The following is a 23,655-nucleotide window of genomic DNA, read 5'->3' as shown; positions in this document are numbered from 1 at the left end:
TACGATGCGGCACGTTCAGGTGCCGCAGGAATTATTATTGGTTGTCTTGCTTCATTTTGGCTTTCAGTGCCGCCAGCTGCTCGCTGATTTCATCATCAGCCTTCAGGTCGGCGAACTGTTGATCCAGCGACTTCTGCTTACCGATGCCGTGGCTTTCGGCTTCAGCTTCCATCTGATCGATACGACGTTCAAACGATTCAAAACGGGCCATCGCTTCATCCAGCTTACCGCTGTCCAGCTGACGACGCACGTCGCGGGAGGAGCTCGCAGCCTGGTGACGCAGGGTCAGCGCCTGCTGACGCGCACGGGTCTCGCTCAGCTTGTTTTCCAGCTCGCCAATCTCTTTCTTCATACGGGTGAGCGTGTCGTCCACCAGCGTCACTTCATGCTCAAGCGTCGCGACCATATCAGCCAGCTTCTGTTTTTCGATCAGCGCCGCACGGGCCAGATCTTCTTTGTCTTTGCGCAGCGCCAGTTCCGCTTTTTCCTGCCATTCGTTCAGCTGAGCGGTAGCCTGTTCAATGCGACGCGTAAGCTGTTTTTTCTCCGCCAGCGCGCGGGCGGAGGTTGAACGCACTTCAACCAGCGTGTCTTCCATCTCCTGAATCATCAGACGCACCAGCTTCTGCGGATCTTCCGCTTTCTCAAGCAGTGAGTTGATGTTGGCGTTCACGATGTCGGCAAAACGAGAAAAAATACCCATAATCTAATCCTCATAGTTCTGTTATCGGGCTATGCCCTGCTGTACTGATAATACAAACATCATGCCAACTTTTTATCTTATTGATTTCACTGAGCCTGATTGATTTTTATGCAATGAAGGATTACTCTTTCCTGGTGAATATCGCTAAGGAGTGGTTAATTTCATCATGCCTGGATACAAAGACAATTTACTCGGCGAAGCAAACAGCTTTCTCGAAGTGCTGGAACAGGTCTCTCGCCTTGCGCCGCTTAACAAACCGGTGCTAATCATCGGCGAGCGCGGTACGGGTAAGGAACTCATCGCCAACCGTCTGCACTATTTATCCGGGCGCTGGGACGGCCCCTTCATTTCCCTGAACTGCGCGGCGCTGAATGAAAACCTGCTCGACACCGAGCTCTTCGGCCATGAAGCGGGTGCATTTACCGGTGCCCAGAAACGCCATCCAGGACGCTTTGAGCGCGCCGACGGCGGTACGCTGTTTCTGGATGAACTGGCCACCGCGCCCATGCTGGTGCAGGAAAAACTGCTGCGCGTGATTGAGTACGGCGAGCTGGAGCGCGTCGGCGGTAGCCAGCCGCTGCAGGTGAACGTGCGCCTGGTGTGCGCCACTAACGCCAACCTGCCGGAGATGGTGGCGGAGGAGAAATTCCGCGCCGACCTGCTTGACCGCCTGGCCTTTGACGTCGTTCAGCTTCCTCCGCTGCGCGAGCGCAAAAGCGACATCATGCTGCTGGCAGACCAGTTTGCGATTCAGATGTGCCGCGAGCTCGGACTGCCGCTCTTCCCCGGCTTCAGCGATTATGCTCGGGAGACGCTGCTGGCTTACCACTGGCCGGGAAATATCCGCGAGCTAAAAAACGTCGTGGAGCGTTCCGTCTATCGCCACGGCAGCAGCGAGACCGAGCTGGACAACATCATTATCGATCCTTTTCAGCGCAGCGCGACGCCGCTGCCGGCACCAGCGTCTTCAGGCCATCTCCCCTCTCTGCCTCTCGATTTACGCCAGTTCCAGCACGAACAGGAGAAACAGCTGCTGGAGCACAGCCTTAAGACGGCGAAATATAACCAGAAACGGGCGGCTGAACTGCTGGGTCTGACCTACCATCAGTTAAGGGCATTGCTTAAAAAGCATCAAATGCGCTGACAATATCAGCACTTACCATAGACATTTTTACGAAGCAGGTGTAAGTGCGATACACTTTGCAGATCGAACCTAAAAACCTTAAAAATTATGCGTCTGGTTTTATCGTCCTTTTTTGCACTTGGTCTGTTTAGCAGCCTGGCCTTTGCCGCGCCCGGGCAAACGCCACAGCCTGACATTCGTGACAGCGGCTTCGTCTATTGCGTAAGCGGACAGGTGGACACTTTCAACCCGCAAAAAGCGGGCAGCGGCCTGATCGTGGATACCCTTGCCGCGCAGCTTTACGATCGTCTGCTTGACGTCGACCCGTACACCTACCGTCTGGTGCCCGAGCTTGCGGAAAGCTGGGAAGTGCTGGATAACGGCGCAACCTACCGTTTTCACCTGCGCGATGATGTCGCGTTCCAGCGCACGCCGTGGTTTACCCCCTCGCGCAAGCTGAATGCGGATGACGTGGTCTTTACCTTCCAGCGTATCTTCAACCGTAATCACCCGTGGCATAACGTTAACGGCAGCAACTTCCCCTATTTCGACAGCCTGCAGTTTGCCGACACCGTGAAAAGCGTGCGTAAGCTGGACAACCGCACGGTTGAATTCACGCTGACGCGCCCGGATGCCTCCTTCCTCTGGCATCTGGCAACCCACTATGCGTCGGTTATGTCCGCTGAATACGCGGCTCAGCTGACGAAAAAAGATCGTCAGGAACTGCTCGATCGCCAGCCGGTCGGCACCGGTCCGTTCCAGCTGGCCGAATATCGCGCCGGACAGTATATTCGTCTGCAACGCCATGAACACTTCTGGCGCGGTACGCCGCTGATGCCGCAGGTGGTGGTCGATTTGGGTTCTGGCGGGACGGGGCGTCTGTCGAAACTGCTCACCGGGGAATGCGACGTGCTTGCCTGGCCCGCGGCCAGCCAGCTCACGATTTTGCGCGACGATCCGCGCCTGCGCCTGACGTTACGCCCGGGGATGAACATCGCGTATCTGGCCTTTAACACGGATAAGCCGCCGTTGAATAACCCTGCCGTTCGACACGCTCTGGCGCTGGCGATTAACAACCAGCGCCTGATGCAGTCGATCTACTACGGCACGGCGGAAACCGCCGCCTCAATTTTACCGCGCGCCTCGTGGGCCTACGACGGTGAGGCTAAAATTACGGAATACAATCCGGCAAAAGCGCGTGAACAGCTGAAAGCGCTGGGGGCGGAAAACCTGACGCTGCAGCTTTGGGTGCCAACCAGTTCCCAGGCGTGGAACCCGAGCCCGCTCAAGACCGCCGAACTGCTGCAGGCGGATATGGCGCAGGTGGGCGTCAAAGTGATCATCGTACCGGTTGAGGGCCGTTTCCAGGAGGCGCGCCTGATGGACATGAATCATGATTTAACCCTGACCGGCTGGGCTACCGACAGTAACGACCCGGACAGCTTCTTCCGGCCGCTGCTGAGCTGTGCGGCGATAAACTCGCAGACCAACTACGCCCACTGGTGTAACCGGGAGTTTGACGCCGTGCTGCAAAAAGCGCTGTCTTCCCAACAGCTGGCCTCGCGCATCGACGCCTATGATGAAGCGCAGAAGATCCTGGCCCAGGAACTGCCGGTGCTGCCGCTGGCCTCTTCCCTGCGTCTTCAGGCCTATCGTTATGATATTAAGGGCCTGGTGCTGAGCCCGTTCGGCAACGCCTCGTTCGCCGGCGTATCGCGTGAAAAAGAACAAGAGGTGAAAAAACCATGATTATTTTTACCTTGCGTCGGCTCCTTTTACTGCTGGTGACGCTCTTTTTCCTAAACTTTGTCGGCTTCAGCCTGAGCTATTTCACGCCCCACGCCCCGCTCCAGGGGTCGTCGCTGTGGGATGCCTGGCTGTTCTGGTTTAACGGGCTGCTGCACTGGGATTTCGGCGTATCCAGCATTAACGGGCAGCTTATTTCCGATCAGCTGAAAGAGGTTTTCCCGGCCACGATGGAACTGTGCATTCTGGCCTTCGGTTTTGCCCTGATGGTCGGGATCCCCGTGGGCATGCTGGCCGGGATTTATCGCAACAAATGGCAGGATAAGTTTATCAGCGCCCTCGCCCTGCTCGGCTTCTCCATCCCGGTCTTTTGGCTGGCGCTGCTGCTGACGCTTTTCTTCTCGCTGACGATGGGCTGGCTTCCGGTTTCTGGCCGTTTTGATCTGCTCTATACGGTTAAAACGGTGACGGGATTTGCCATCATTGACGCGTGGCTGTCCGATTCCGTATGGCGCCACGAGATGATCGTCAGCGCCCTGCGCCATATGGTATTGCCGGTGCTGACGCTGGCGGTTGCGCCAACAACCGAAGTGATCCGCCTGATGCGCCTGAGCACCATCGAGGTGTTTGACCAGAACTATGTCAAAGCCGCCGCCACGCGCGGACTGTCGCGCCTGACCATACTGCGCCGCAACGTCCTGCACAACGCGCTGCCGCCGGTTATTCCGCGCCTGGGATTACAGTTTTCCACCATGCTGACGCTGGCCATGATCACCGAGATGGTCTTTAGCTGGCCAGGCCTGGGGCGATGGCTGATTAACGCCATTCGCCAGCAGGATTATGCCGCTATTTCTGCGGGCGTGATGGTGATTGGTTCGCTGGTCATTATTGTTAACGTATTGTCCGATATTCTGGGTGCCATGGCTAACCCATTGAAGCATAAGGAATGGTATGCCTTACGATAACGTATACAGTGAAAAGCGCACGCCCGGCGTGCTGCGTACCGTGTGGCGTAAATTCTATGGTGACACCACGGCAATGATCGGCCTTTATGGCTGCGCCGGTCTGGTATTGCTGTGCGTCTTTGGCTCGTGGTTTGCGCCGTATGGCATCGATCAGCAGTTCCTCGGCTATCAGCTGCTGCCGCCGTCCTGGTCGCGCTACGGCGAAGTCTCCTTCTTCCTGGGAACGGACGATCTCGGACGTGACGTGTTGAGCCGCCTGCTGAGCGGTGCGGCCCCGACGGTCGGCGGCGCATTTGTGGTGACGCTCGCGGCAACGATCTGCGGGCTGGCGCTCGGTATTTTTGCGGGCTCCACGCATGGTCTCCGTTCGGCGGTGCTTAATCACATTCTGGATACGCTGCTGTCAATTCCGTCCCTGCTGCTGGCGATCATTGTTGTTGCCTTTGCCGGTCCGCATCTGTCGCATGCCATGTTCGCCGTCTGGCTGGCTATCCTGCCGCGCATCGTGCGCTCGGTTTACAGCATGGTGCATGATGAGCTGGAAAAAGAGTATGTCGTCGCCGCGCGTCTGGACGGCGCGACGACCTTCAACATTCTGTGGTTTGCCGTGCTGCCTAACATCGCCTCAGGGCTGGTCACCGAGATCACCCGCGCCCTGTCGATGGCGATCCTGGACATCGCGGCGCTCGGCTTCCTTGACCTCGGCGCGCAACTGCCGTCGCCCGAATGGGGGGCGATGCTTGGCGACGCGCTGGAGTTAATTTACGTAGCACCGTGGACGGTCATGCTGCCGGGTGCGGCCATTATGGTAAGCGTGCTGCTGATCAACCTGCTGGGCGACGGTATTCGCCGTGCAATTAACGCGGGGGTGCAATAATGCCGCTTCTTGATATCCGCAACCTCACCATCGAATTCAAAACCGGTGAAGGCTGGGTTAAAGCCGTCGATCGCATCAGTATCACCCTCGCGGAGGGGGAAATTCGCGGGCTGGTGGGAGAATCCGGCTCAGGAAAAAGCCTGATTGCCAAAGCTATCTGCGGCGTGGCGAAAGACAACTGGCGCGTGACCGCAGACCGTATGCGGTTTGATGATATCGATCTGCTGCGCCTCTCCCCTCGTGAGCGGCGTAAGCTGGTCGGCCACAACGTCTCGATGATTTTCCAGGAGCCGCAGTCCTGTCTCGACCCGTCCGAACGCGTGGGTAAACAGTTGATGCAGAACATTCCCGGCTGGACCTACAAAGGCCGCTGGTGGCAACGCGTTGGCTGGCGCAAGCGTCGCGCCATCGAGCTTTTACACCGCGTCGGGATCAAAGACCACAAAGATGCGATGCGCAGCTTCCCTTACGAGCTGACCGACGGCGAATGTCAGAAAGTGATGATTGCCATCGCGCTGGCCAATCAGCCGCGCCTGCTGATTGCGGATGAACCAACGAACGCGATGGAACCCACCACGCAGGCGCAAATTTTCCGCCTGCTGTCGCGTCTCAACCAGAACAACAACACCACCATTTTGCTGATCAGCCATGACCTGCAAATGCTCAGCAAATGGGCGGATAAAATTGACGTGATGTACTGCGGGCAAACGGTCGAAACCGCGCCGAGTGAAGATCTGATCACCGCGCCGCACCACCCGTATACGCAGGCGCTTATCCGCGCCATTCCGGATTTTGGCAGCGCCATGCCGCATAAAAGCCGCCTGAATACCCTGCCCGGGGCGATTCCACTGCTGGAATCTTTGCCGATAGGCTGTCGTCTGGGGCCGCGTTGCCCCTACGCTCAGCGTAAATGTATCGAGACGCCACGCCTGACCGGGGCAAAAAATCATCTTTACGCCTGTCATTTCCCGCTGAACATGGAGAGAGAGTGAAATGGTCGAAACCTTGCTGGAAGTGCGCAACCTGAGTAAGACCTTTCGCTACCGCACGGGGCTGTTTCATCGTCAAACCGTCGACGCGGTGAAGCCGCTGAGCTTTACGCTGCGTGAAAAACAGACCCTGGCGATCATCGGCGAGAACGGTTCCGGGAAATCCACCCTGGCGAAAATGCTCGCCGGCATGGTTGAACCGACTGCAGGCGAAGTGTTGATTGACGATCATCCTCTGACCTTCGGCGATTACTCTTTCCGCAGCCAGCGCATCCGCATGATCTTTCAGGATCCGTCTACCTCGCTTAACCCACGCCAGCGCATTTCGCAGATCCTCGATTTTCCGCTGCGTCTGAACACTGACCTGGAGCCGGAGGCACGCCGTAAGCGCGTATTCGAAACCCTGCGTATGGTTGGGCTGTTACCGGACCACGAAAGCTACTACCCGCACATGCTGGCACCCGGTCAGAAACAGCGCCTGGGTCTGGCGCGTGCGTTGATTTTGCGGCCAAAAGTGATCATTGCGGATGAAGCGCTTGCCTCGCTGGATATGTCGATGCGCTCGCAGCTGATTAACCTGATGCTGGAATTGCAGGAAAAACAGGGGATCTCGTATATCTACGTCACCCAGCATCTGGGAATGATGAAACATATCAGCGATCAGGTGATGGTCATGCACCAGGGTGAAGTGGTCGAGCGCGGCAGCACCGCGGATGTGATGGCCTCCCCGCTTCATGAGCTGACAAAACGACTGATTGCGGGTCACTTTGGTGAAGCATTGACTGCCGATGCATGGAGAAAGGACCGCTAAGCGCGACGGCAAACAAAAATCGCCCCACTAAATTAGGGATTAAATAGACTTCATTCGCTATTTAATCCTTAACCCTTTCGTCTCCATCCCTGCTCCATATTTTATGCAATATCAATCAACAGTTCTTCTCCAGAATACCGGGACATTACGGAGGAGAAGAAATGAACACCACTACCTATGTTCTAAAATATACCGAGTATCTCATCAGAAGATGCCGTTCTTTTTTAATGACGGACCTGCACTTTCATACTATCAGGTTAAAGAAAATATCCGGGCAAAGCCCCGACATTAAATCCCCCACTACGCTGAGTGAAAAAATATGCCATCGTCTGGTCTATGACCATAATAACTTCTACACCATGCTTGCCGATAAACTCGCCGTTCGGGCATACGTTTCCTCCAGAACAACGCGCGTGAAAACGGTGCCATTAATTGGCGTTTATACCCGGGCGTCGCAGATTGATTTTTCAGTACTCCCTGACAAATTCGTCCTTAAGTGCAACCATGACAGCGGCAGCACTATAATATGTACAAACAAAGCGCAATTTAACGTCAGGGAAGCGTGTAAAAAACTGAGTCTCGCGTTAAAGAAAAATCTTTACTACACCACGCGCGAATGGCAGTACAAAAATATTACGCCCAGTATACTCTGCGAGCCGTTTGTCGATCTCTTCGATAATGCTGACAGAAACACAACGCCGGAAATGCTGAGGATCCATTGCTTTCATGGCGTTGCGCACTATGTTGAAGCGGATTTTACGGATGATAACGGCCAGGGTTTTATCAACGTTTACGACAGGCACTGGAACTTACAACCCTTCCAGATGGAATATCCGAATACACCGTTAGCGCCGGGCGAACCGGTCTTGTTCCGAGAGGCGTTGCTGGCATCTCAGGAACTGGCGGATGGCATTGACTACTGCCGCGTTGACCTTATGCTAAAAAAAGATGAAATCTATTTCAGTGAAATAACCTTAAGCCCGAGACGCGGTAAACTGTCGATTACCCCGCAGGAATGGGATGCTAAGCTAGGAAAAATATGGCATTTATCGCCGGCAGGCACATTTGACCTGCCGCTCACACTCACGAGTCGGGCCAGGTGAGTTTAAATAAAGAGTGGTTTTGCTTCGATAAGGTATAGGTAACATCGCCACCATGCGCCAGCATGATGGCTTTTACCACCGACAAGCCCAAACCACAGCCTTCCGGGTTCAAATCTCTGGCACCATTATCGCGCTGAAAGGGCTGAAATAAGAAATCATGAAACTCCCTTGGGATGCCAGGTCCCCCGTCCTGAATAAGGATATAATTGCCTTTATCAGAAACGCCATTTTTCACGATGAGTGTGCGCGAGGTTGAATAGTGTAAGGCATTATCAAATAAAACGGTCAGACACTGATTGATGCGTAATGGGTCGAATACGCATTGCTGATCCCTCAGTTCTGTTTTGATGGTAAATGCCTTACGGTTGAACTCGGGCATGAAGGTATCGAGCGCATTCTGTATTGCCCCTTTAAGATCCGTTCTGGACAGGCATAACGAGTATCCCGCCCCGCCATCCGAACTGATAACCCGGAGATCTTCAATCAGACGGGTTAACCCTTCCGTCTGTTTGAGAAGATTATTAAACAGAACCGGGTCCGGGGTAAAAACACCGTCAACCAGCCCCTGAAGCCGTCCACGTAAGATCGTGACCGGGGTTCTCAGCTCGTGCGCAATCGCAGCATTCCAGGATTTCCTCTGTATATCCAGCGTCTGTAATTTTTCCGCCATTTCATTGAAATCCGTCACCAGGTGATTGATCTCACCCAGCCGGGAGCTGGCGCAGAATGCCCGTGCGTCAAGATCGCCCTGTGAAATCTTTTTCAGGCTGGATGCTACCGCGTTTAGCGGGGTGAGTATTCGCGATGAAAGTTTGACCGTGAAAAAGAGTGCGATAATCAGGCTGATCGTCGTCGCGGTCCCAATCCACACCCAGTCCCACATCGTCATCTGCTCGTCATCGCCCGCAGCAGGACCGCCCGGGAGGTGATCCAGTATAAAAGAGTAAAAAAACCATGAACCCAGTATGGCGATGGCAATTATCGTAAACGTCAGCAACAGCATATACGTTAAGATCTGACGACTCAGGACAGACTCTTTGTTCATTTCTTTTCCCCAAGCCGGTAACCCAAGCCTCTTATGCTCTCGGGAACGCCATAAAGGCCAGCAAGTTCCAGTTTTTTACGCAACTTGCTCATATGGCTGTCGACCGTTCTGTCGAGCGTATCACCTTCTGGCAGGCACGCATTGAGTAACTCTTCGCGGGAACAGACCTTTCGCGGATATCGTACCAGCCAGGTGAGCAATTTAAATTCGGTCGTCGTTAATACCGGGGAGATAACCTCTTCGCCCACGGTGACTTCCACGTAGAAGTCATCCGGATAGACCGTAATAAAGGGCGTTCTGAGCGGCAGGGAACCCGCCTGCTGAAGCGCGGGTTTTGTCCTGCGCAGCACCGCCTCAACCCGTGCGACAACTTCAGAGGGGTTGAAGGGTTTGATCACGTAATCATCCGCGCCCAGTCTCAGTCCCATGAGCTTATCGACATCCTGATCGAGAGCGGAAACCATAATGACGGGCACAGAACTTTCCTGACGAAGCGTGGTAAGTACGCTCCAGCCGTCACATACGGGCAGATGAATGTCCAGCAAGATGAGATCCGGTTTATGCAGGCGATTGAGGGTTATCGCCTGCTCACCCTGCCTGGCTCTGAGCGTTTTCATTCCCGAACGCTCTAAGTAACTCATCAGTATCTCGGCAATTTCGTCTTCATCTTCAACAACAAGGATCAGCGTATTTTTGTGCATGTTATCTCCGCGGGTGAAATCCCTTTAAGCACGCTATCAGATATCTTTAGCACAATAAGACACAGCCTCCGCGAAAAAGTGCCATGGTCACGAGAATTTACCGGTTGATTTAAATGCCCGGTTATTTCTCCACACAACCTACACATTCAGTCAATAAAGACTCGACAATGTCCGTTCAAAATCGCTATTGAGGCATAAGCCTTTGTGCTTTGAGCGTTGCAAATTACCACTGTTTCTTAAAGACTTTATGAAGTTGGCTGAAATAATGAACATGGAACTTTCAAAATATTTCTCCCCTAAAAAACTGGGCATATATTCCCTGTTTATGCTGCTGTCGTGGGGATTACTTTATACCTGGCTGGTGCTGGTACACAGAATGGATGAGAAAGTCGCCTCGACGCTACCCTCGTCACCCATCATCTATGGCTGCATCGCATTGTCGGTTGTCTCTCTGATAATCCAAAATAAAGCCGGTGCGTTGACTGAGCTGCTTGTCATCTCCTTCTGGCTAATAGTGATTTTTGTTTATCTCATTATTACGTTCACCGTGTTGTTAAACACAATGCCCGACATCGAGGATCTGGTCTTTTACTACGAGTGTTATTTAATCATTTTTTTTGGTGGAGCCCCGCTGTACCTCATTATGAGAATGATTTGAGCCACCGCTCCACAAATCCTCCACAAACCGCACATTTCCGCTAAACAGGCACGCGGTAGGCTCTCCATCACACTATTTTGCACAACAATAATTCACTAAAAAAAGTCTGACGCGATTTGCCCATAATGATGAACCGTAATAATAATCTTAGTCCTTCTGAAACTGCCGGAGTGATGCACTCGCTTAAAAAACTGGCGATCCGGCACCGAAAAAAACTGGTTGTCACTTTCTTCCTGGTGGTGGCCGAAAACGTAACGTTTCTACTTTACCCCGTTCTGGCAGGCATCGCGATCAATGCCATCCTCGCAGGGAAGACGCTTAACGCCGCGCTATATGGCCTGATGGTGCTTTGTATGTGGTTCATCGGCGCGGCCAGACGAAGCGTCGATACCCGCACGTTTGCACGCATTTATGCCGGCCTCGCGGTATCCGTCGTTCTGGCACAGCGCAAGTATCAGCTAAACCATTCGGCAATCGCCGCCAGGGTAACGCTCTCGCGTGAGTACGTGGATTTCTTTGAAATGCACCTTCCCCTGCTGATTACATCGCTGAGTTCACTGTTTGGCGCCGCAATCATGTTGCTGTTTATTGAATTTTGGGCCGGCGTCATGTGCTTTGCGATTGTATTTGTCCTGCTCGGATTTGTCTCCGGATATGCCCGTAAAAATGAATGGCTATTCATGCGCCTGAATAATCGTCTGGAAAAAGAAGTGGATTATGTTCATAAGGCGGGAACGGCCACTCTTCACCGACATTACTCCACGCTTGCCCGTTTACGTATCGCATTATCTGACCGCGAGGCGTGGGGCTATTTGTGGGTTGGCGTACTTGTTGCCGCGCTTTTTACGCTGACCATCATCTGGATGACGCGCTCAACCGGCATCACCGCCGGACATATTTATTCCGTGATGACCTACATGTGGATGTTCGCGACGAGCCTTGATGACGCACCGCAGCTTCTTGAGAAGTTTTCGCAGCTCATGGATATCGGTAAACGCGTATCCACTGATGAAGAAATTCACGTAACTGGACGTTAATTTAATGCCTCATTTTTTTATTGAACGCCCCGTTTTCGCCTGGGTAGTGGCGCTTTTTATCGTGCTGGCAGGACTCCTGTCTATTCCCCGTTTGCCGGTTGCGCAGTATCCGGCGGTGGCACCGCCGGGGATCATTATTTCCGTCAGTTACCCGGGGGCGAGCCCCGATATCATGAATACGTCGGTGGTATCGTTAATCGAGCGCGAAATCTCTGGGGTCGATAATTTGCTCTATTTCGAATCATCCAGCGACACAACCGGTTCGGCATCAATTACCGTCACGTTTAAACCGGGTACGGACATCAAGCTGGCGCAGATGGACCTGCAGAATCAGATTAAGATTGTCGAGCCTCGTCTCCCTCAGGCGGTAAGACAAAACGGTATTAACGTCGAGGCCGCTAATTCCGGGTTTCTGATGATGGTGGGGCTTAAGTCCACGACAGGTCAATTTGAGGAAGCCGACTTAAGCGACTATTTTGCCCGAAACGTCAGTGACGAGCTTCGTCGCGTGCCCGGCGTAGGAAAAGTTCAGCTGTTTGGCGGCGAAAAAGCGCTACGAATCTGGTTGGATCCGATGAAGCTCCACACCTACGGCCTTTCGGTGAGCGATGTGCTTACCGCTGTTGGCCAGCAGAATGCCCTCGTTTCGCCCGGTAAAACGGGAGATGAGCCAGCATCTGAAGGACAAGGGGTAACGTATCCCATCACGGTGAAGGGACAACTCTCCTCGGTAGAGGCGTTCAGGAATATTACTCTGAAGTCTGACGCATCCGGCGCCCGTCTGAAATTGTCCGACATTGCACGCATTGAATCTGGCCTGCAAAGCTACGCTTTCGGTATCCGCGAAAATGGGGTTCCTGCAACGGCAGCGGCTATCCAGCTCTCGCCTGGCGCCAACGCAATGAGCACGGCTTCAGGCGTACGCGCGCGCATCGACGAACTTTCCCAGGTGTTACCCGAAGGAATGGCATTTACGGTTCCCTTCGATACCGCCCCGTTTGTGAAACTTTCTATCATGAAGGTTGTTCAGACATTTGTGGAAGCGATGGTTCTCGTCTTCCTGGTTATGCTGCTGTTTCTGCATAAGATACGCTGCACGCTTATCCCGGCGATTGTTGCCCCCGTTGCACTTCTTGGCACCTTCACGGTGATGCTATTGAGCGGGTACTCCATCAATATTCTGACGATGTTCGGCATGGTGCTGGCGATAGGGATTATTGTCGATGATGCCATTGTGGTTGTAGAAAACGTTGAACGACTGATGGAGGAAAAAAGCCTTTCCCCGCGTGACGCTACGCGGCAAGCCATGCAGGAAATCACACCGGCGATTATCGGGATCACGCTGGTGCTCACTGCCGTGTTTATCCCCATGGGGTTTGCTGAAGGATCCGTCGGGATTATCTACCGACAATTTTGTATTTCCATGGCTGTCTCTATACTGCTGTCCGCGTTTCTTGCCCTGACGCTGACGCCTGCCCTGTGCGCAACGTTACTCAAGCCGCATAAGGCAGGAAAGAGCGGAGGCGGATGGTTCGCGGTCAGGTTTAACGCGCGCTTCCGCTCGCTTACCGCCTGTTACGAAGCCGGGCTGGGTGCCGTTCTGAAGCGAACCGGACGTATGCTGCTCCTGTACGTTGCGCTATGTGCTGCGCTGTTTTTGGGGATGTCTTCCTTACCGTCGTCCTTTCTGCCGGACGAAGATCAGGGCTATTTTATGTCTTCAATCCAGCTGCCTTCTGATGCCACCATGCAGCGTACCCTGAACGTGGTTAAAAAATTTGAAGGGGAAATTGCGGCCCGGCCGGATATTGAAAGCAACATTATGATCCTGGGGTTTGGATTTTCAGGTTCAGGACCGAATTCGGCTATGGCCTTCACCACGCTGAAGGACTGGAAATATCGGCAGGGTTCGACGGCCCAGGATGAAGCCGACCATATACAGGCCAGCATGGCGAACGTCTCTGACGCCGTCACGATCAGCCTGCTCCCGCCGGCCATTTCGGATATGGGCACCTCGTCGGGCTTTACCTGGTACGTGCAGGACAGAGCTGGACTCGGCTACGAGGCTTTAAAGCGAGCTGCCGATGCGCTGGTCCTGCAGGCCAATCAGCGTCCTGAACTGAGTGACGTGTATATAGACGGTCTTCCGGAAGGAACAAGCCTTGCGCTACAGGTGGACAGAGAAAAGGCAGAAGCGATGGGCGTTTCATTTGATGAAATCAACCAGACGCTCTCCGTCACCCTGGGCTCAAATTACGTCAATGACTATACGAACAACGGCCGCGTTCAACAGGTGATTATTCAGGCCGACGCGCCCTACCGAATGCAGCCTGAGCAGATACTGAAATTATCAGTGAAAAACCGGATGGGTCAGATGGTGCCGGTATCTACATTTGCCTCGCTTTCCTGGAACGTTGCGCCGCAGCAGTTGACGCGTTACCAGGGATATTCTGCTATTCGCATTACCGGAAATGCGGCGTCGGGAGAGTCCAGCGGCACCGCAATGAAGGTCATGGAGGGTTTATCCAGGAGCCTGCCTCAGGGTATGGCTGGCGAGTGGGCCGGGAGTTCGTTGCAGGAAAGAAAATCGGAATCTCAGCTTCCGGGCCTTATCGCCCTGTCGATACAGGTCGTCTTTATGGTGCTCGCCGCGCTGTATGAGAGCTGGTCTATTCCTTTCGCGGTCATGCTGGTCGTTCCACTGGGACTTATCGGCGCGGTGATAGCTGTATCAGTTGCCGGCTTGACGAATGACGTTTTCTTCAAGGTGGGCCTGATTACGCTCATCGGCCTGTCGGCCAAGAACGCCATTCTGATTGTTGAATTTGCCAGGCAGCTCCACCGTCAGGGGCAACCCCTGCTGGCGGCTACCGTTCATGCCGCTAGCCAGCGCCTGCGCCCCATTGTGATGACATCGTTAGCCTTCACATTAGGGGTTGTTCCGTTGATGCTGGCCAGTGGTGCGAGCGACAGTACGCAGCATGCCATCGGTACCGGAGTCTTTGGTGGCATGATTAGCGGTACGCTTCTCGCGATCTTCTTCGTGCCGGTATTCTTTATAGTCATCGCGCGTTTTGTCGACAACATAAGGAAAACGTGAATACCTTTGAGGGATCGCGCTTCTTCTCTGCAAACTATTGAACAGTTAATATCATGACTGCACTCGCAGAGAAGGGACCCGTTGGGATATCACCGATTTTCACTGAAGGATTGCGTACAGGTTCGAATGTTAATTTCTCTGTCTGAGTCCCCGTACTATAGGTTCGGCTATAGGTATCCGTTGGGCTGACCAGCTCATCATTCAACGACATAGCCACTGCGAGTCCGTTTGCCGTTGAGGAAATCATTTCCGTCCCTGCTATATTTACGGCTGTGTATTTAAAGCTAATTGTGAAGGTCGCCGCGCCATCACCGTGACAGGTGATGCTGATATTTTTCTCGGTTCCGGGCAGCGTACCGGGAACCGCTCCGATTTTAGTTCTGTCCACATCGCCTAACGAAATATTCAGCGTGCCGCCATCACCAAATGCGCAATAGAATGTTAAAGGTAACGGAGTTGATCCCCCAGAACCTTCAGGGCAACTTTGTGTGGTATTATTAAAAGTAAAGTAATCGCCAAAACGATCTCCAAGCATATAGCAAGTATGAATATAATGACCGCCGAGTTTTATTTGCGTATTAAATGCCCAACCGATAACAGATGTACTTAAATCAGATCCCGCATCAATATATGAATCGTCAGTTCTGATTGCTTTATTGTAATTCCCGCCAGCGTCAACAACAGCAAGGACAACTCTATAAAAATCACTGCGAGGGACCTTATTTCCCGCCCCAATAGTTAACTTGCATCCCGAAATGGCATAATCTTCAGCGTTCAAATCCACAAGTGTATCAGGTGTAACAGGACAGATGGTGTGGCCTGAACTTTTCTGATACACCCCCATTACACTCCATGATGCAAAACATGAGGTAGGCAGAAAAGGTAGCATCGTTAAAAAAATAAAAACCAGCATTTCAATAATAGATTTAATATTGTGCATTTCAAAAGCCGCTCACATTAATGTGCTGTTCCTGAAAATAGTGCAAGGTTTAAATTCATGACTTCACTTTGCACCATGCCGCGTACTGATTGTTCGACTCATGCATATTTTCTGCCACTCACTAGCCTCTGGATAAATTATAATTACATCACTTTGGCACCGTTTCCTGAAGCAATAATCTGCACCTTCTGTCTTAACTTTGTGCTATTGAACAGTTAATATCATGACTGCATTCGCCGAAAAGGCCCCCGTTTGGATATCACCGATTTTCACCGAAGGGTCACGGATAGGTTCGAATGTTAATTTCTCTGTCTGAGTCCCCGTACTATAGGTTCGGCTATACGTATCGGCTGGGTTGACAAGCTTACCATTCAACGACATAGCTACCGCGAGTCCATTTGTCGTTGAGGAAATCATTTCCGTCCCCGCGATATTTATGGGCGTGTATTCAAAACCAATTGTGTAGGTCGCCGAGCCATCGCCCGTACAGGTAATGCTGATATTTTTCTCAGTCCCGGACAGCGTACCGGGAACCGTTCCGATTTCAGCTCTGTCCACATTGCCTAATGAAATATTCAGCGTGCTTCCATCGCCAAATGCACAATGGAATGGTGGAGGTAACGGCGTTGATCCTCCAGAACCTTCAGGGCAACTTTGAGGAGTATTGTTGAAAGTGTAGTTAAGGCCACTGTAATAATTACTTAACATATAGCAAATATGATTAGCAGGATATGTGATCATTAATCGGTTTAAAACAGTCCAGTCCAGGTTCAAAGTATTCAATTCCACGCCAGCATCAATATACTTATTTGCACTTATCAAATTTAGTTTGTATTCACCGGTAGAGTCAACAACGGCAAGAACGATTGTATACCTATCTGAGCTTGGAACAGTATTACCATCCCCAACTGTAAATTCGCATCCCTGCATGATATAATCTGATTCATCCAGATTCAGATTCGTATCAGGTGTTTCGGGACAAACCAGTTTTTTCGCTATGTGCGAATACATCCCAGGGGTATTTGTCCAGGAAGCTTGACACAAGACAGGAAGAAAAATAAAACCTAGCAAAAATATTGCTATTACACTTATTTTATCAATACCAAATCGGATATTGCACATCTCAAAAATACTCACTCATTAATGTCGCTGTTGCTGAAAAGGCAGCAGCCTCTAATTCTACCGCAGGATCTTTTTCCAGTTCAATTTCAAGCGTGGGCGGGGATTGCCAGTCCGCAACAGTAAACGCCTCATTCAAATCCTGCGGTTGCCCATCTTTGATAAACTTGAGCCATAACCCCGGTATATTGGACGCAATTGCAGCTGTGTCACCGGGAACAGGTGTTGCCTTAATAGTCATCTCTACTGTATTACCCGCCTGACTCCCTGAACAGTCTAAGCTATAATCCATAGACTGAGTGATATGATCGGTAGAAACCTTGTTGATATTTACGTTACCGAAAGCGACGTTGATATCCTGGTTATTATTTACCACACAAGGTTTATGATTATTTAGCCGACCGGTGAACGTTATTGACATCGTGTCACCCGTCTGGGCAGCAAAAACTGTATTCGTCTGCGCGCAAAGTAAGACCGTAAAACATGTTAAAAAAATTGTTTTTATACGCATCACACAAACTCCATTACCAGCGTTGCGCTGGCGCTAATAGGTGCCCCATTAATTAAACCGGTACCATCACCTACCAGCACAAGTTCTACCTGCAATCCAGGCTGAGCGAGCATATCGACAGCAAATGCTGAATCAACATCCTGCGCAACACCATTAACCAGTAATTTAATTCCCAACTGCTTCCCAGGATTCGAAGCATTTATGCTTACGGGTAACAATTTCTGTCCTTTGAAATCAATCGTCCCCCCTGCTACAGATTTAAAAGTGAGCTGAGTTTTACCACCGCTGTCACCCGTACAGGTCATCGTTGATGACAAAGGTTTCCGATAGGTTCCGTCAAGTGTGGAAGTTCCGTTAACAGTTGAAAAATTGATATCACCAAAATCCACGGTTAAGGTTTTGCCTTTATTAAAGGTACAGGAACCGTTGGCTATTACAGTTCCAGTAATATTGAGGTTTAATTTGGCCGGTTCACCCGCACTGACGTGTAACACACTCGCTAATAACCCTGCAGCAATAACAATCGGGCACCATAATTTCATCGTATTAACCTCATGGATACGCAATCTCAAATGTGGCTGTAGCCGTAAATGTCCCGGCCGTAATGCTGTGAGCGGCAATAGCGGCTGGCTCAGCCTGGACATATCCCTTCAGAGCGATGATATTATTACCGTTCGTCAAACTGAATACGGGACTTGGCTTATTCAGCGCTAGCTGTTGTGGATCTGCGCTATTGGTTTCGATACCAATGGCGATACCCTGCGTATTACCCGCATCAGGCGTTAATAAACCCGGCAAGGCCTGGCTCTCGCTCCCCTTAAAGGTGATAGTGGCACTGCTGCCCAATGTCGTATCACAGTTAACCAGCGTAATAATGAACGGTTGTCCCGGCGTGCGGTTGCTGTGATAGAAGAAGGTGCTTACAAGGTTACCGAAATCAAGTTGAATATCTGATGATTCTTCAGATAGCGTGCAAGGCTCTGAAACCAGAGCACCACTGATTTTTACATTATTATTCCCTGCACAAGCATAGGGTATAAAAAAAATAAAACCCAACAGCCATAAAAGTCGCGTCATCAATCATACTCCAGCGAAAAGTTCACCACTGCCTTATACGGGCCCAAAATCAACTGTTCAGGTGTTCTCTCAGGTGCGATGTAAAAAATGAGCTCGTCACTACCAGGCGTGAGAAACTGTGGCTTACTGCGTTCCCCTAAACGTATGTCATTCTGTCTGACATCTGTGATACGTAGACCAATACCTTGTGCTCCGGTTACCTGCACCAGTTCCGGGCTATATCTATTAGCAGGAGCCAAAAACGTTAAGGTGGCGATGGGTTGGATGGCATTCCACGAACGACTCCCGGTGCGTCTGTCCGTACTTGAGCCCTGCATTCTTATGCAATTTTTGAGGTGCAGGACAAGAGGTACAGGTGCGCCACGATTACCGATTTTTTTCAGCAGCGATGCAGACAGAGTACTGAGTGAAATTTCCTGTGATGCTGATTGCATTTCAAGTATGCATGCCCCTTCAACCATCATTCCTACAACAATAAAAGGAACATCGCCGCTCACGCTCTTTTCATCAGCCAGCGTTGTGGAGCTAATGACCGACAGCAGAGATAGCAACATGCATACTTTTTTCATCTGTTTAGCCCGCATGCGCAGATGTAAGATTGCAACTACTACCACTGCAGCTGAAGACCAGCTTCGGGCGTCCCCCGAAATCATTGATATAGGTAATAACCGGGTTGTTTCCCAGATTGTGAGTATCACCTTCTAACCGGGCGCTACTTTTTGGGGCGACCAGTAACGGCTTCACGCTTTTCAGCGGCTCACCTTTCAGCGATGGAGCAACTTCAACAACAGAGATGTAATAAGGAGTTGGATTATTCACCGTGTAACCTTCTCCCTGGCGCGTCAGCGTCATTTGCTCCTGCCATGGTTTGCTGTTCTGCTCCACCACCAGCGATGCCGGACGATAGAACAGCTTGATGCGGGTTTGCAGCGCTATCTGCAAGGTATTCGGTTTGTCCGTCTTTGGCGGGATTTCACGCAGGTTAAAGAAGAAAAGCGTTTCTTTATCCTGCGCTAACAGCTTCATTGCAGGCGTAATCTGAATTTTGATCTGGCTTTTGCTGCCAGGTTCAATACGCTGTACCGGCGGGAGGGCGACCAGCGGATCGCTTATCTTGTTACCCTGAGCATCCTCCACCCACGCTTGTGCCAGATAAGGCAGCTCGCGGTTTTGATTATTCACCACCAGGCTCATCGATTTATCGCCAGCATTAACGATCGCGCGGGTACGATCCAGCGCAAGTGCAGCATTCGCCTGTTGCGCGATCAGTGTGGTGAATGCCAATGCGAGCAAACAACGATTACGTATTAATGTATTGCGAATCATGACTCTTTTCTCTCAAAACAAATAGGAATTAATTGATGCTGTCTACCGTGGTGCATGGCAACAGCAATTTCTGACTCTCCAGGTCGGGGGGCAACACTGCGGGGAGATTAATGTGACATTTTTCTGAACCGTCCCAACTCACACTCATCACCTCACCAGGCTTAATTCCCGTTAGCCAAACGAAGCCGTCTTCGCTGACCAGCCCGGTCTGTTCCTTATCCTTGTTAGTCACCGTAGCGCCAAATGGCGGCACGCTATTATTCGTCAGGCGCAATATCGCCATCGCTTTTTTACCGGCAAGAATGCCGAACTTACGATAGCCGATCGCACCTTCCGTCAAGGTGCCTTGCACCACTGAACGACTGGCGTCCACATCATCACCAAGTTCATCCATATCGATATTCATGCTGTTTCGGTAATAGCTACTCACATCTCCGACCACGGCTTTACCAAAAACATTAGTATGAGTATTGTTTCCGCCTGTTTTAACGGGTACGCCACTTACACCATCAGTGTCCACCATCATGCGAGTGCCACCTGCCACCGACATACGATGGAGCGCCGCACCCTGCGTTGTTGCCGTCATGCCACCGCGTACTGACAATCCCATCGAACTGTATTTATTACCCTGCTGGGTTGCGGTGGCCGTTACTTCAGTATTATCACCATCATGCGTAAGATACCCGCTCCCCCCTATAACGCCGTTTTGATCGGAGTTGAGGCTAATCTGGTATGAGTTATCCTTATTGATTCGATCGCTGTATGAGATGGAATGACTGGCTCCATCCTCGCTGATTTGATTGCCATAATTGAAATAACCTGATTCTCCCCAGGGAACGGATAAACTCATGTAGGCACCACGATCGTCAGTCTCGTTATTTGTAGTGCGGAACGCAGATATACTCAGGCTAAGATTTTTAAAACTTCTGAAATCAAAATAGTGCGAAAGCGACACGTTATAAGTTGTGTTAGCAGGACGATCCCAATAGGTTTGACGGCTGTAGTCTAAATAAATACTCATGTTCAACGGCTTTATTTGTTGGTTAAACGTCACCGTATACATTTCTTTGCCACTGCCACCGTTGTCGTTATCGTGGTAACGCGCATCCAGGTAGTCAGTCATACTCATAAAACCACGCTCAGAGAAGCGATACCCGGCAAAAGTCACCTGGCTATCAGTGCTGTCAAACCGTTTCGAGTAGCTTAATTTGTACGAACCACCCTGCCGTGAATCCTGCTGCGGCAGGCGAGCTCGTGATTCAGTTGCATCCAGAGATATTGCCCCGAGAACCAATAAATCTCGCCCGATCCCTATAGACATTGCGTTGTAGTCACCGGCAACCAGCGCGCCGCCATACAGTGACCATCCGTTGTTCACCCCCCAGGAGAATTCGCCTGTACCGAAGACAGGGCCATCGCTGTGATGATCAAAATCTGAAGGTTTCCCTGCTGCTAATTTATATCGAACCAGCCCTGGACGAGTCAGATAAGGAATGGTCGACGTATTCATCTGATAGGTCTGTACAGAGCCATCCTGTTCAGTAATTTTCACGTCAAGCGTGCCAGACACCGCATTATTTAAATCCTGGATACGAAAAGGACCGGCTGCCACCGTTGTTTCATTGAGCACACGCCCTTGTTGGCTGATCGTCACTTTGGCGTTTGTTTTCGCCAGGCCCGTGACCTCCGGCGCGTAGCCACGCAGGTTCGGCGGCAACATATTGTCACTGGACACCAGGCTCACGCCGGTAAAGCGAAAGCTGTCAAACATATCCGAGGTGAGGTAATCTTCACCCAATGTCATTTTGGCCCGCATAGAGGGCACTGCCCGGTATAAGTAATAGCGGTTCCAATCAAAATTTTGTGTATTGCGTGCCATGCTCCCTGAACGTTTTTCCATTTGACCTTGCCAGTCTGCGCGAAAACGCCATGCGCCAACGTTGATCCCGGTAGTTCCATTACCGCTGAGAGTTTTACTTTCTTCAGTCATACCACTATCGTGCTGACGTATAGCCTGACCGTTCAAATTATAGTCAAACAGAATTCCTGCGACCCCTTCATCCCAGCGTGAAGGTGGGTCCCAGTTCTCAGCCACGTATTCCAGGTAGGCCTGAGGAAGGTTAATAAAAAGCGTATTGCTGGACATGTCAGTCCGCATAACCATCCCCTGAAGTGAAGTCGGGTCAAGACATTCACCGTTATGCCACCAGGATAAGTTTTTACTTGCTGCCGTGGTTAGCCCAAACTGAGTAACAATGTCATTAGTCAGGCACGCTTCACTTCCATTTTTATCATTATCGGGCACCATAAACGTGATTTGTTGTTCGGGTAATGAGCTTTTATTAATTTGAATTGATAATGCGTATGTGCCGGGCATAACGTAACCCGCCCGTGAAAACTGGCTTAAATCAATATGACCACGATCCTGCACGTCCAGAACGTCAGTATTGAACTGAATGATCTTTTCTTCAGCATATGCATATCTGGTTAATACTGCAATTAATACACTGGCAATAATTGACCGACGAGATATTTGTATTTTATACACTAACATCACCTTTAATCAGTCAAAAATAATCCAGCCTCATACGCACAACAGCTGCATAGAAACCAGGGTGTAGTATTCCCCCATTACCAGTCAATGTGAGGTTGTAGTCCAGGGTATTCATTTTAGCCATCGATTGATTAATATAAGATGGCTCACCCGGTTTTATAGGTACTCCATTCGCATCTGTAATACGTATACCTACGCCCTGCGTATTTCCCAGTACATGGAATGTTTCATGATCCTCTTTGGAACCGTAAAATGTTATGTAAAAACGACGAGCATCTAATTGAGTAGAACATCCCACCAGATGAATTCTGAGCAATGTGCTCCCGGCTTCACCATTCTGCGTTAATTGGCTTACAGAAACGGTTTTCATCACTATCACCTGATTCTTTGAAGCCATCTCAATTGAGCAAGAGCTCTCATAAATGCTGCCTGTCATGCTAACGCGCCCGCGATCTGAAGCGTGACATACGGAAGAAAACAATAAACACACACCAACAGCAAAGCACTGGCGAAGCACTACAGCTGTCAACATAAGCCCTCACAATTTCATGAACGGATGTCTACCCTTTCGGGTAGACAATTTTTACTTACTCGTAAGTCATCATGAAGTTAGCGATAGAGGTAAAATTACCCGGGATGACTGCGCCTGAAGCAGTTGACCCCTGCACATAAGCCAGAAACTGCAGTTCGTTATCGCCATCACTCATGGCTGAGAGAGACGACTTGGTACCCGGCTTAATCACTTTGCCACCCATATCGGTAATACCTACGCCCACGCCACTTGCCTGACCGGTTACAGCAAAGGCACTATCCAGACCATCAGTCTTAGCACCCGCTATGCCGTTAAAAGTAATGGACGCTTTATTCGCCGTTGCGGAATCACAGTCATGGAGTTGAATATCAAAGCTTACTGGCGTAGATTTACCACCATCAGCGAGCTGGTTTTTTGAAATTGCACCCAACTGAATTGTCTGATCGAGGCTTTTTGCATCGATTGAGCACGGTGCATCAATAACAGATCCAAGGAATGTAATTTTGCCGTGTCCCTGATCGGTTGCCGCATGAGCACCTGCGGTTATTAAGGAAGAAAGTGCCATTACCAGCAATTTATTTTTCGCGTTCATTGATTAAATCCTTTTCTTTAAATTTTAACTTTATTACTATGATGAGTAATAAGTTGAGCCATTTAGTGCTTCACAAATCACTAACATCATTACAAATATTATTTTATAAAAAATAGTAAACTGGCTAAAGAAAATAAATCGTACAC

23 protein-coding genes are annotated in these 23,655 nt (G+C 50.8%); 10 read left to right on the top strand and 13 right to left on the bottom strand.

Going from position 1 to position 23,655, the window contains the following annotated elements:
* Nucleotides 1-34 precede the first annotated feature (34 nt).
* The gene (gene pspA, locus USH94_RS20090; protein WP_023617933.1) at nucleotides 35-703 is read right to left on the bottom strand and encodes a phage shock protein PspA; all 669 of its coding nucleotides are present in this window, start codon (nucleotides 701-703) and stop codon (nucleotides 35-37) included.
* Between the two features lie 166 nt (nucleotides 704-869).
* Here pspA and pspF point away from each other — a divergent pair, with 166 nt between their 5' ends.
* The 7 genes from pspF to USH94_RS20055 all read left to right on the top strand — a co-directional run bounded on the left by pspF (nucleotide 870) and on the right by USH94_RS20055 (nucleotide 8,317).
* Complete coding sequence (gene pspF, locus USH94_RS20085) at nucleotides 870-1,847, top strand: phage shock protein operon transcriptional activator (RefSeq protein ID WP_111965096.1); 978 nt, start codon at nucleotides 870-872, stop codon at nucleotides 1,845-1,847.
* A gap of 87 nt (nucleotides 1,848-1,934) precedes the next feature.
* Nucleotides 1,935-3,575: an ABC transporter substrate-binding protein SapA gene (gene sapA / locus USH94_RS20080; RefSeq protein WP_111965097.1), complete on the top strand. Its 1,641-nt coding sequence runs from the start codon at nucleotides 1,935-1,937 to the stop codon at nucleotides 3,573-3,575.
* Nucleotides 3,572-4,537, top strand: a complete 966-nt coding sequence (sapB, locus tag USH94_RS20075) for a putrescine export ABC transporter permease SapB (RefSeq protein ID WP_069719064.1) — start codon at nucleotides 3,572-3,574, stop codon at nucleotides 4,535-4,537. Before sapA ends, sapB begins: the two co-directional genes overlap by 4 nt.
* Nucleotides 4,524-5,414: a putrescine export ABC transporter permease SapC gene (gene sapC, locus USH94_RS20070; RefSeq protein WP_111965098.1), complete on the top strand. Its 891-nt coding sequence runs from the start codon at nucleotides 4,524-4,526 to the stop codon at nucleotides 5,412-5,414. The genes sapB and sapC overlap by 14 nt, the downstream gene beginning before the upstream one ends.
* The gene (gene sapD / locus USH94_RS20065) at nucleotides 5,414-6,406 is read left to right on the top strand and encodes a putrescine export ABC transporter ATP-binding protein SapD (RefSeq protein ID WP_008501228.1); all 993 of its coding nucleotides are present in this window, start codon (nucleotides 5,414-5,416) and stop codon (nucleotides 6,404-6,406) included. Before sapC ends, sapD begins: the two co-directional genes overlap by 1 nt.
* Before the next feature lies 1 nt (nucleotide 6,407).
* On the top strand, nucleotides 6,408-7,214 hold the full coding sequence (sapF, locus tag USH94_RS20060) for a putrescine export ABC transporter ATP-binding protein SapF (RefSeq protein WP_023312051.1): 807 nt from the start codon (nucleotides 6,408-6,410) through the stop codon (nucleotides 7,212-7,214).
* Between the two features lie 161 nt (nucleotides 7,215-7,375).
* On the top strand, nucleotides 7,376-8,317 hold the full coding sequence (locus USH94_RS20055; protein WP_111965099.1) for an ATP-grasp fold amidoligase family protein: 942 nt from the start codon (nucleotides 7,376-7,378) through the stop codon (nucleotides 8,315-8,317).
* Here USH94_RS20055 and USH94_RS20050 read toward each other — a convergent pair.
* Entirely contained in the window at nucleotides 8,298-9,362 is a 1,065-nt protein-coding gene (locus USH94_RS20050; protein WP_111965100.1) for an ATP-binding protein, read from the bottom strand. The two genes, USH94_RS20055 and USH94_RS20050, sit on opposite strands and share 20 nt — an antisense overlap.
* Complete coding sequence (locus USH94_RS20045) at nucleotides 9,359-10,063, bottom strand: response regulator (RefSeq protein ID WP_111965101.1); 705 nt, start codon at nucleotides 10,061-10,063, stop codon at nucleotides 9,359-9,361. The genes USH94_RS20050 and USH94_RS20045 overlap by 4 nt, the downstream gene beginning before the upstream one ends.
* 271 nt (nucleotides 10,064-10,334) lie before the next feature.
* Here USH94_RS20045 and USH94_RS20040 point away from each other — a divergent pair, with 271 nt between their 5' ends.
* The 3 genes from USH94_RS20040 to USH94_RS20030 all read left to right on the top strand — a co-directional run bounded on the left by USH94_RS20040 (nucleotide 10,335) and on the right by USH94_RS20030 (nucleotide 14,858).
* Complete coding sequence (locus USH94_RS20040) at nucleotides 10,335-10,721, top strand: transporter (RefSeq protein WP_181574036.1); 387 nt, start codon at nucleotides 10,335-10,337, stop codon at nucleotides 10,719-10,721.
* 173 nt (nucleotides 10,722-10,894) lie between these two features.
* Nucleotides 10,895-11,758 carry an ABC transporter six-transmembrane domain-containing protein gene (locus tag USH94_RS20035; RefSeq protein WP_414146659.1) on the top strand — a complete coding sequence of 288 codons (864 nt, stop codon included), beginning with the start codon at nucleotides 10,895-10,897 and terminating at the stop codon, nucleotides 11,756-11,758.
* Nucleotides 11,759-11,762: 4 nt separating this feature from the next.
* A complete protein-coding gene (locus USH94_RS20030; RefSeq protein WP_111965103.1) occupies nucleotides 11,763-14,858 on the top strand; it encodes a multidrug efflux RND transporter permease subunit in 3,096 nt (1,031 codons plus the stop codon).
* 34 nt (nucleotides 14,859-14,892) lie between these two features.
* On the opposite strand, the gene USH94_RS20025 is transcribed toward USH94_RS20030, so the two are convergent.
* From USH94_RS20025 to USH94_RS19980, 10 genes are all read right to left on the bottom strand, one after another.
* Nucleotides 14,893-15,798 carry a fimbrial protein gene (locus USH94_RS20025; protein ID WP_111965104.1) on the bottom strand — a complete coding sequence of 302 codons (906 nt, stop codon included), beginning with the start codon at nucleotides 15,796-15,798 and terminating at the stop codon, nucleotides 14,893-14,895.
* A gap of 204 nt (nucleotides 15,799-16,002) precedes the next feature.
* Nucleotides 16,003-16,935, bottom strand: a complete 933-nt coding sequence (locus USH94_RS20020) for a fimbrial protein (RefSeq protein ID WP_146749040.1) — start codon at nucleotides 16,933-16,935, stop codon at nucleotides 16,003-16,005.
* Nucleotides 16,922-17,428 (bottom strand): fimbrial protein, encoded by a 507-nt coding sequence (locus tag USH94_RS20015; protein WP_111965106.1) that lies wholly within the window; start codon nucleotides 17,426-17,428, stop codon nucleotides 16,922-16,924. The genes USH94_RS20020 and USH94_RS20015 overlap by 14 nt, the downstream gene beginning before the upstream one ends.
* Complete coding sequence (locus USH94_RS20010) at nucleotides 17,428-17,970, bottom strand: fimbrial protein (protein WP_181574037.1); 543 nt, start codon at nucleotides 17,968-17,970, stop codon at nucleotides 17,428-17,430. The genes USH94_RS20015 and USH94_RS20010 overlap by 1 nt, the downstream gene beginning before the upstream one ends.
* 10 nt (nucleotides 17,971-17,980) lie before the next feature.
* A complete protein-coding gene (locus USH94_RS20005) occupies nucleotides 17,981-18,505 on the bottom strand; it encodes a fimbrial protein (RefSeq protein WP_111965108.1) in 525 nt (174 codons plus the stop codon).
* The gene (locus USH94_RS20000; RefSeq protein WP_146749042.1) at nucleotides 18,505-19,074 is read right to left on the bottom strand and encodes a fimbrial protein; all 570 of its coding nucleotides are present in this window, start codon (nucleotides 19,072-19,074) and stop codon (nucleotides 18,505-18,507) included. The genes USH94_RS20005 and USH94_RS20000 overlap by 1 nt, the downstream gene beginning before the upstream one ends.
* A gap of 4 nt (nucleotides 19,075-19,078) precedes the next feature.
* Nucleotides 19,079-19,831, bottom strand: coding sequence for a fimbria/pilus periplasmic chaperone (locus USH94_RS19995; protein ID WP_111965110.1), 753 nt, complete (start codon nucleotides 19,829-19,831; stop codon nucleotides 19,079-19,081).
* A 28-nt stretch (nucleotides 19,832-19,859) separates the two neighbouring features.
* Nucleotides 19,860-22,379: an outer membrane usher protein gene (locus USH94_RS19990; RefSeq protein WP_414146658.1), complete on the bottom strand. Its 2,520-nt coding sequence runs from the start codon at nucleotides 22,377-22,379 to the stop codon at nucleotides 19,860-19,862.
* A 19-nt stretch (nucleotides 22,380-22,398) separates the two neighbouring features.
* A complete protein-coding gene (locus USH94_RS19985; RefSeq protein ID WP_181574038.1) occupies nucleotides 22,399-22,821 on the bottom strand; it encodes a fimbrial protein in 423 nt (140 codons plus the stop codon).
* A gap of 151 nt (nucleotides 22,822-22,972) precedes the next feature.
* Nucleotides 22,973-23,509: a fimbrial protein gene (locus USH94_RS19980; RefSeq protein ID WP_111965113.1), complete on the bottom strand. Its 537-nt coding sequence runs from the start codon at nucleotides 23,507-23,509 to the stop codon at nucleotides 22,973-22,975.
* Between the last annotated feature and the right edge of the window lie 146 nt (nucleotides 23,510-23,655).

Origin of the sequence: Enterobacter sp. 148H3 (assembly GCF_034107425.1) — a bacterium.
GTDB classification, from domain to species: Bacteria; Pseudomonadota; Gammaproteobacteria; order Enterobacterales; family Enterobacteriaceae; genus Enterobacter; species Enterobacter vonholyi.
Note: the sequence above shows the minus strand (reverse complement) of the source record. Positions and strands in the feature narration are given on the sequence as shown.

Bases quoted from the DNA above. Each gene is read 5' to 3' on its own strand.
- USH94_RS20040 (WP_181574036.1), top strand. From the start codon at position 10,335: ATGGAACTTTCAAAATATTTCTCCCCTAAAAAACTGGGCATATATTCC.
- pspF (WP_111965096.1), top strand. From the start codon at position 870: ATGCCTGGATACAAAGACAATTTACTCGGCGAAGCAAACAGCTTTCTC.
- USH94_RS20030 (WP_111965103.1), top strand. From the start codon at position 11,763: ATGCCTCATTTTTTTATTGAACGCCCCGTTTTCGCCTGGGTAGTGGCG.
- USH94_RS20055 (WP_111965099.1), top strand. From the start codon at position 7,376: ATGAACACCACTACCTATGTTCTAAAATATACCGAGTATCTCATCAGA.
- USH94_RS20035 (WP_414146659.1), top strand. From the start codon at position 10,895: ATGCACTCGCTTAAAAAACTGGCGATCCGGCACCGAAAAAAACTGGTT.
- USH94_RS20015 (WP_111965106.1), bottom strand. From the start codon at position 17,428: ATGCGTATAAAAACAATTTTTTTAACATGTTTTACGGTCTTACTTTGC.
- USH94_RS19980 (WP_111965113.1), bottom strand. From the start codon at position 23,509: ATGAACGCGAAAAATAAATTGCTGGTAATGGCACTTTCTTCCTTAATA.
- pspA (WP_023617933.1), bottom strand. From the start codon at position 703: ATGGGTATTTTTTCTCGTTTTGCCGACATCGTGAACGCCAACATCAAC.
- sapD (WP_008501228.1), top strand. From the start codon at position 5,414: ATGCCGCTTCTTGATATCCGCAACCTCACCATCGAATTCAAAACCGGT.
- sapF (WP_023312051.1), top strand. From the start codon at position 6,408: ATGGTCGAAACCTTGCTGGAAGTGCGCAACCTGAGTAAGACCTTTCGC.
- USH94_RS20025 (WP_111965104.1), bottom strand. From the start codon at position 15,798: ATGCACAATATTAAATCTATTATTGAAATGCTGGTTTTTATTTTTTTA.
- USH94_RS20005 (WP_111965108.1), bottom strand. From the start codon at position 18,505: ATGACGCGACTTTTATGGCTGTTGGGTTTTATTTTTTTTATACCCTAT.
- USH94_RS20050 (WP_111965100.1), bottom strand. From the start codon at position 9,362: ATGAACAAAGAGTCTGTCCTGAGTCGTCAGATCTTAACGTATATGCTG.
- USH94_RS20010 (WP_181574037.1), bottom strand. From the start codon at position 17,970: ATGAAATTATGGTGCCCGATTGTTATTGCTGCAGGGTTATTAGCGAGT.
- USH94_RS20000 (WP_146749042.1), bottom strand. From the start codon at position 19,074: ATGAAAAAAGTATGCATGTTGCTATCTCTGCTGTCGGTCATTAGCTCC.
- sapC (WP_111965098.1), top strand. From the start codon at position 4,524: ATGCCTTACGATAACGTATACAGTGAAAAGCGCACGCCCGGCGTGCTG.
- USH94_RS20045 (WP_111965101.1), bottom strand. From the start codon at position 10,063: ATGCACAAAAATACGCTGATCCTTGTTGTTGAAGATGAAGACGAAATT.
- sapB (WP_069719064.1), top strand. From the start codon at position 3,572: ATGATTATTTTTACCTTGCGTCGGCTCCTTTTACTGCTGGTGACGCTC.
- USH94_RS19985 (WP_181574038.1), bottom strand. From the start codon at position 22,821: ATGACAGGCAGCATTTATGAGAGCTCTTGCTCAATTGAGATGGCTTCA.
- sapA (WP_111965097.1), top strand. From the start codon at position 1,935: ATGCGTCTGGTTTTATCGTCCTTTTTTGCACTTGGTCTGTTTAGCAGC.
- USH94_RS19995 (WP_111965110.1), bottom strand. From the start codon at position 19,831: ATGATTCGCAATACATTAATACGTAATCGTTGTTTGCTCGCATTGGCA.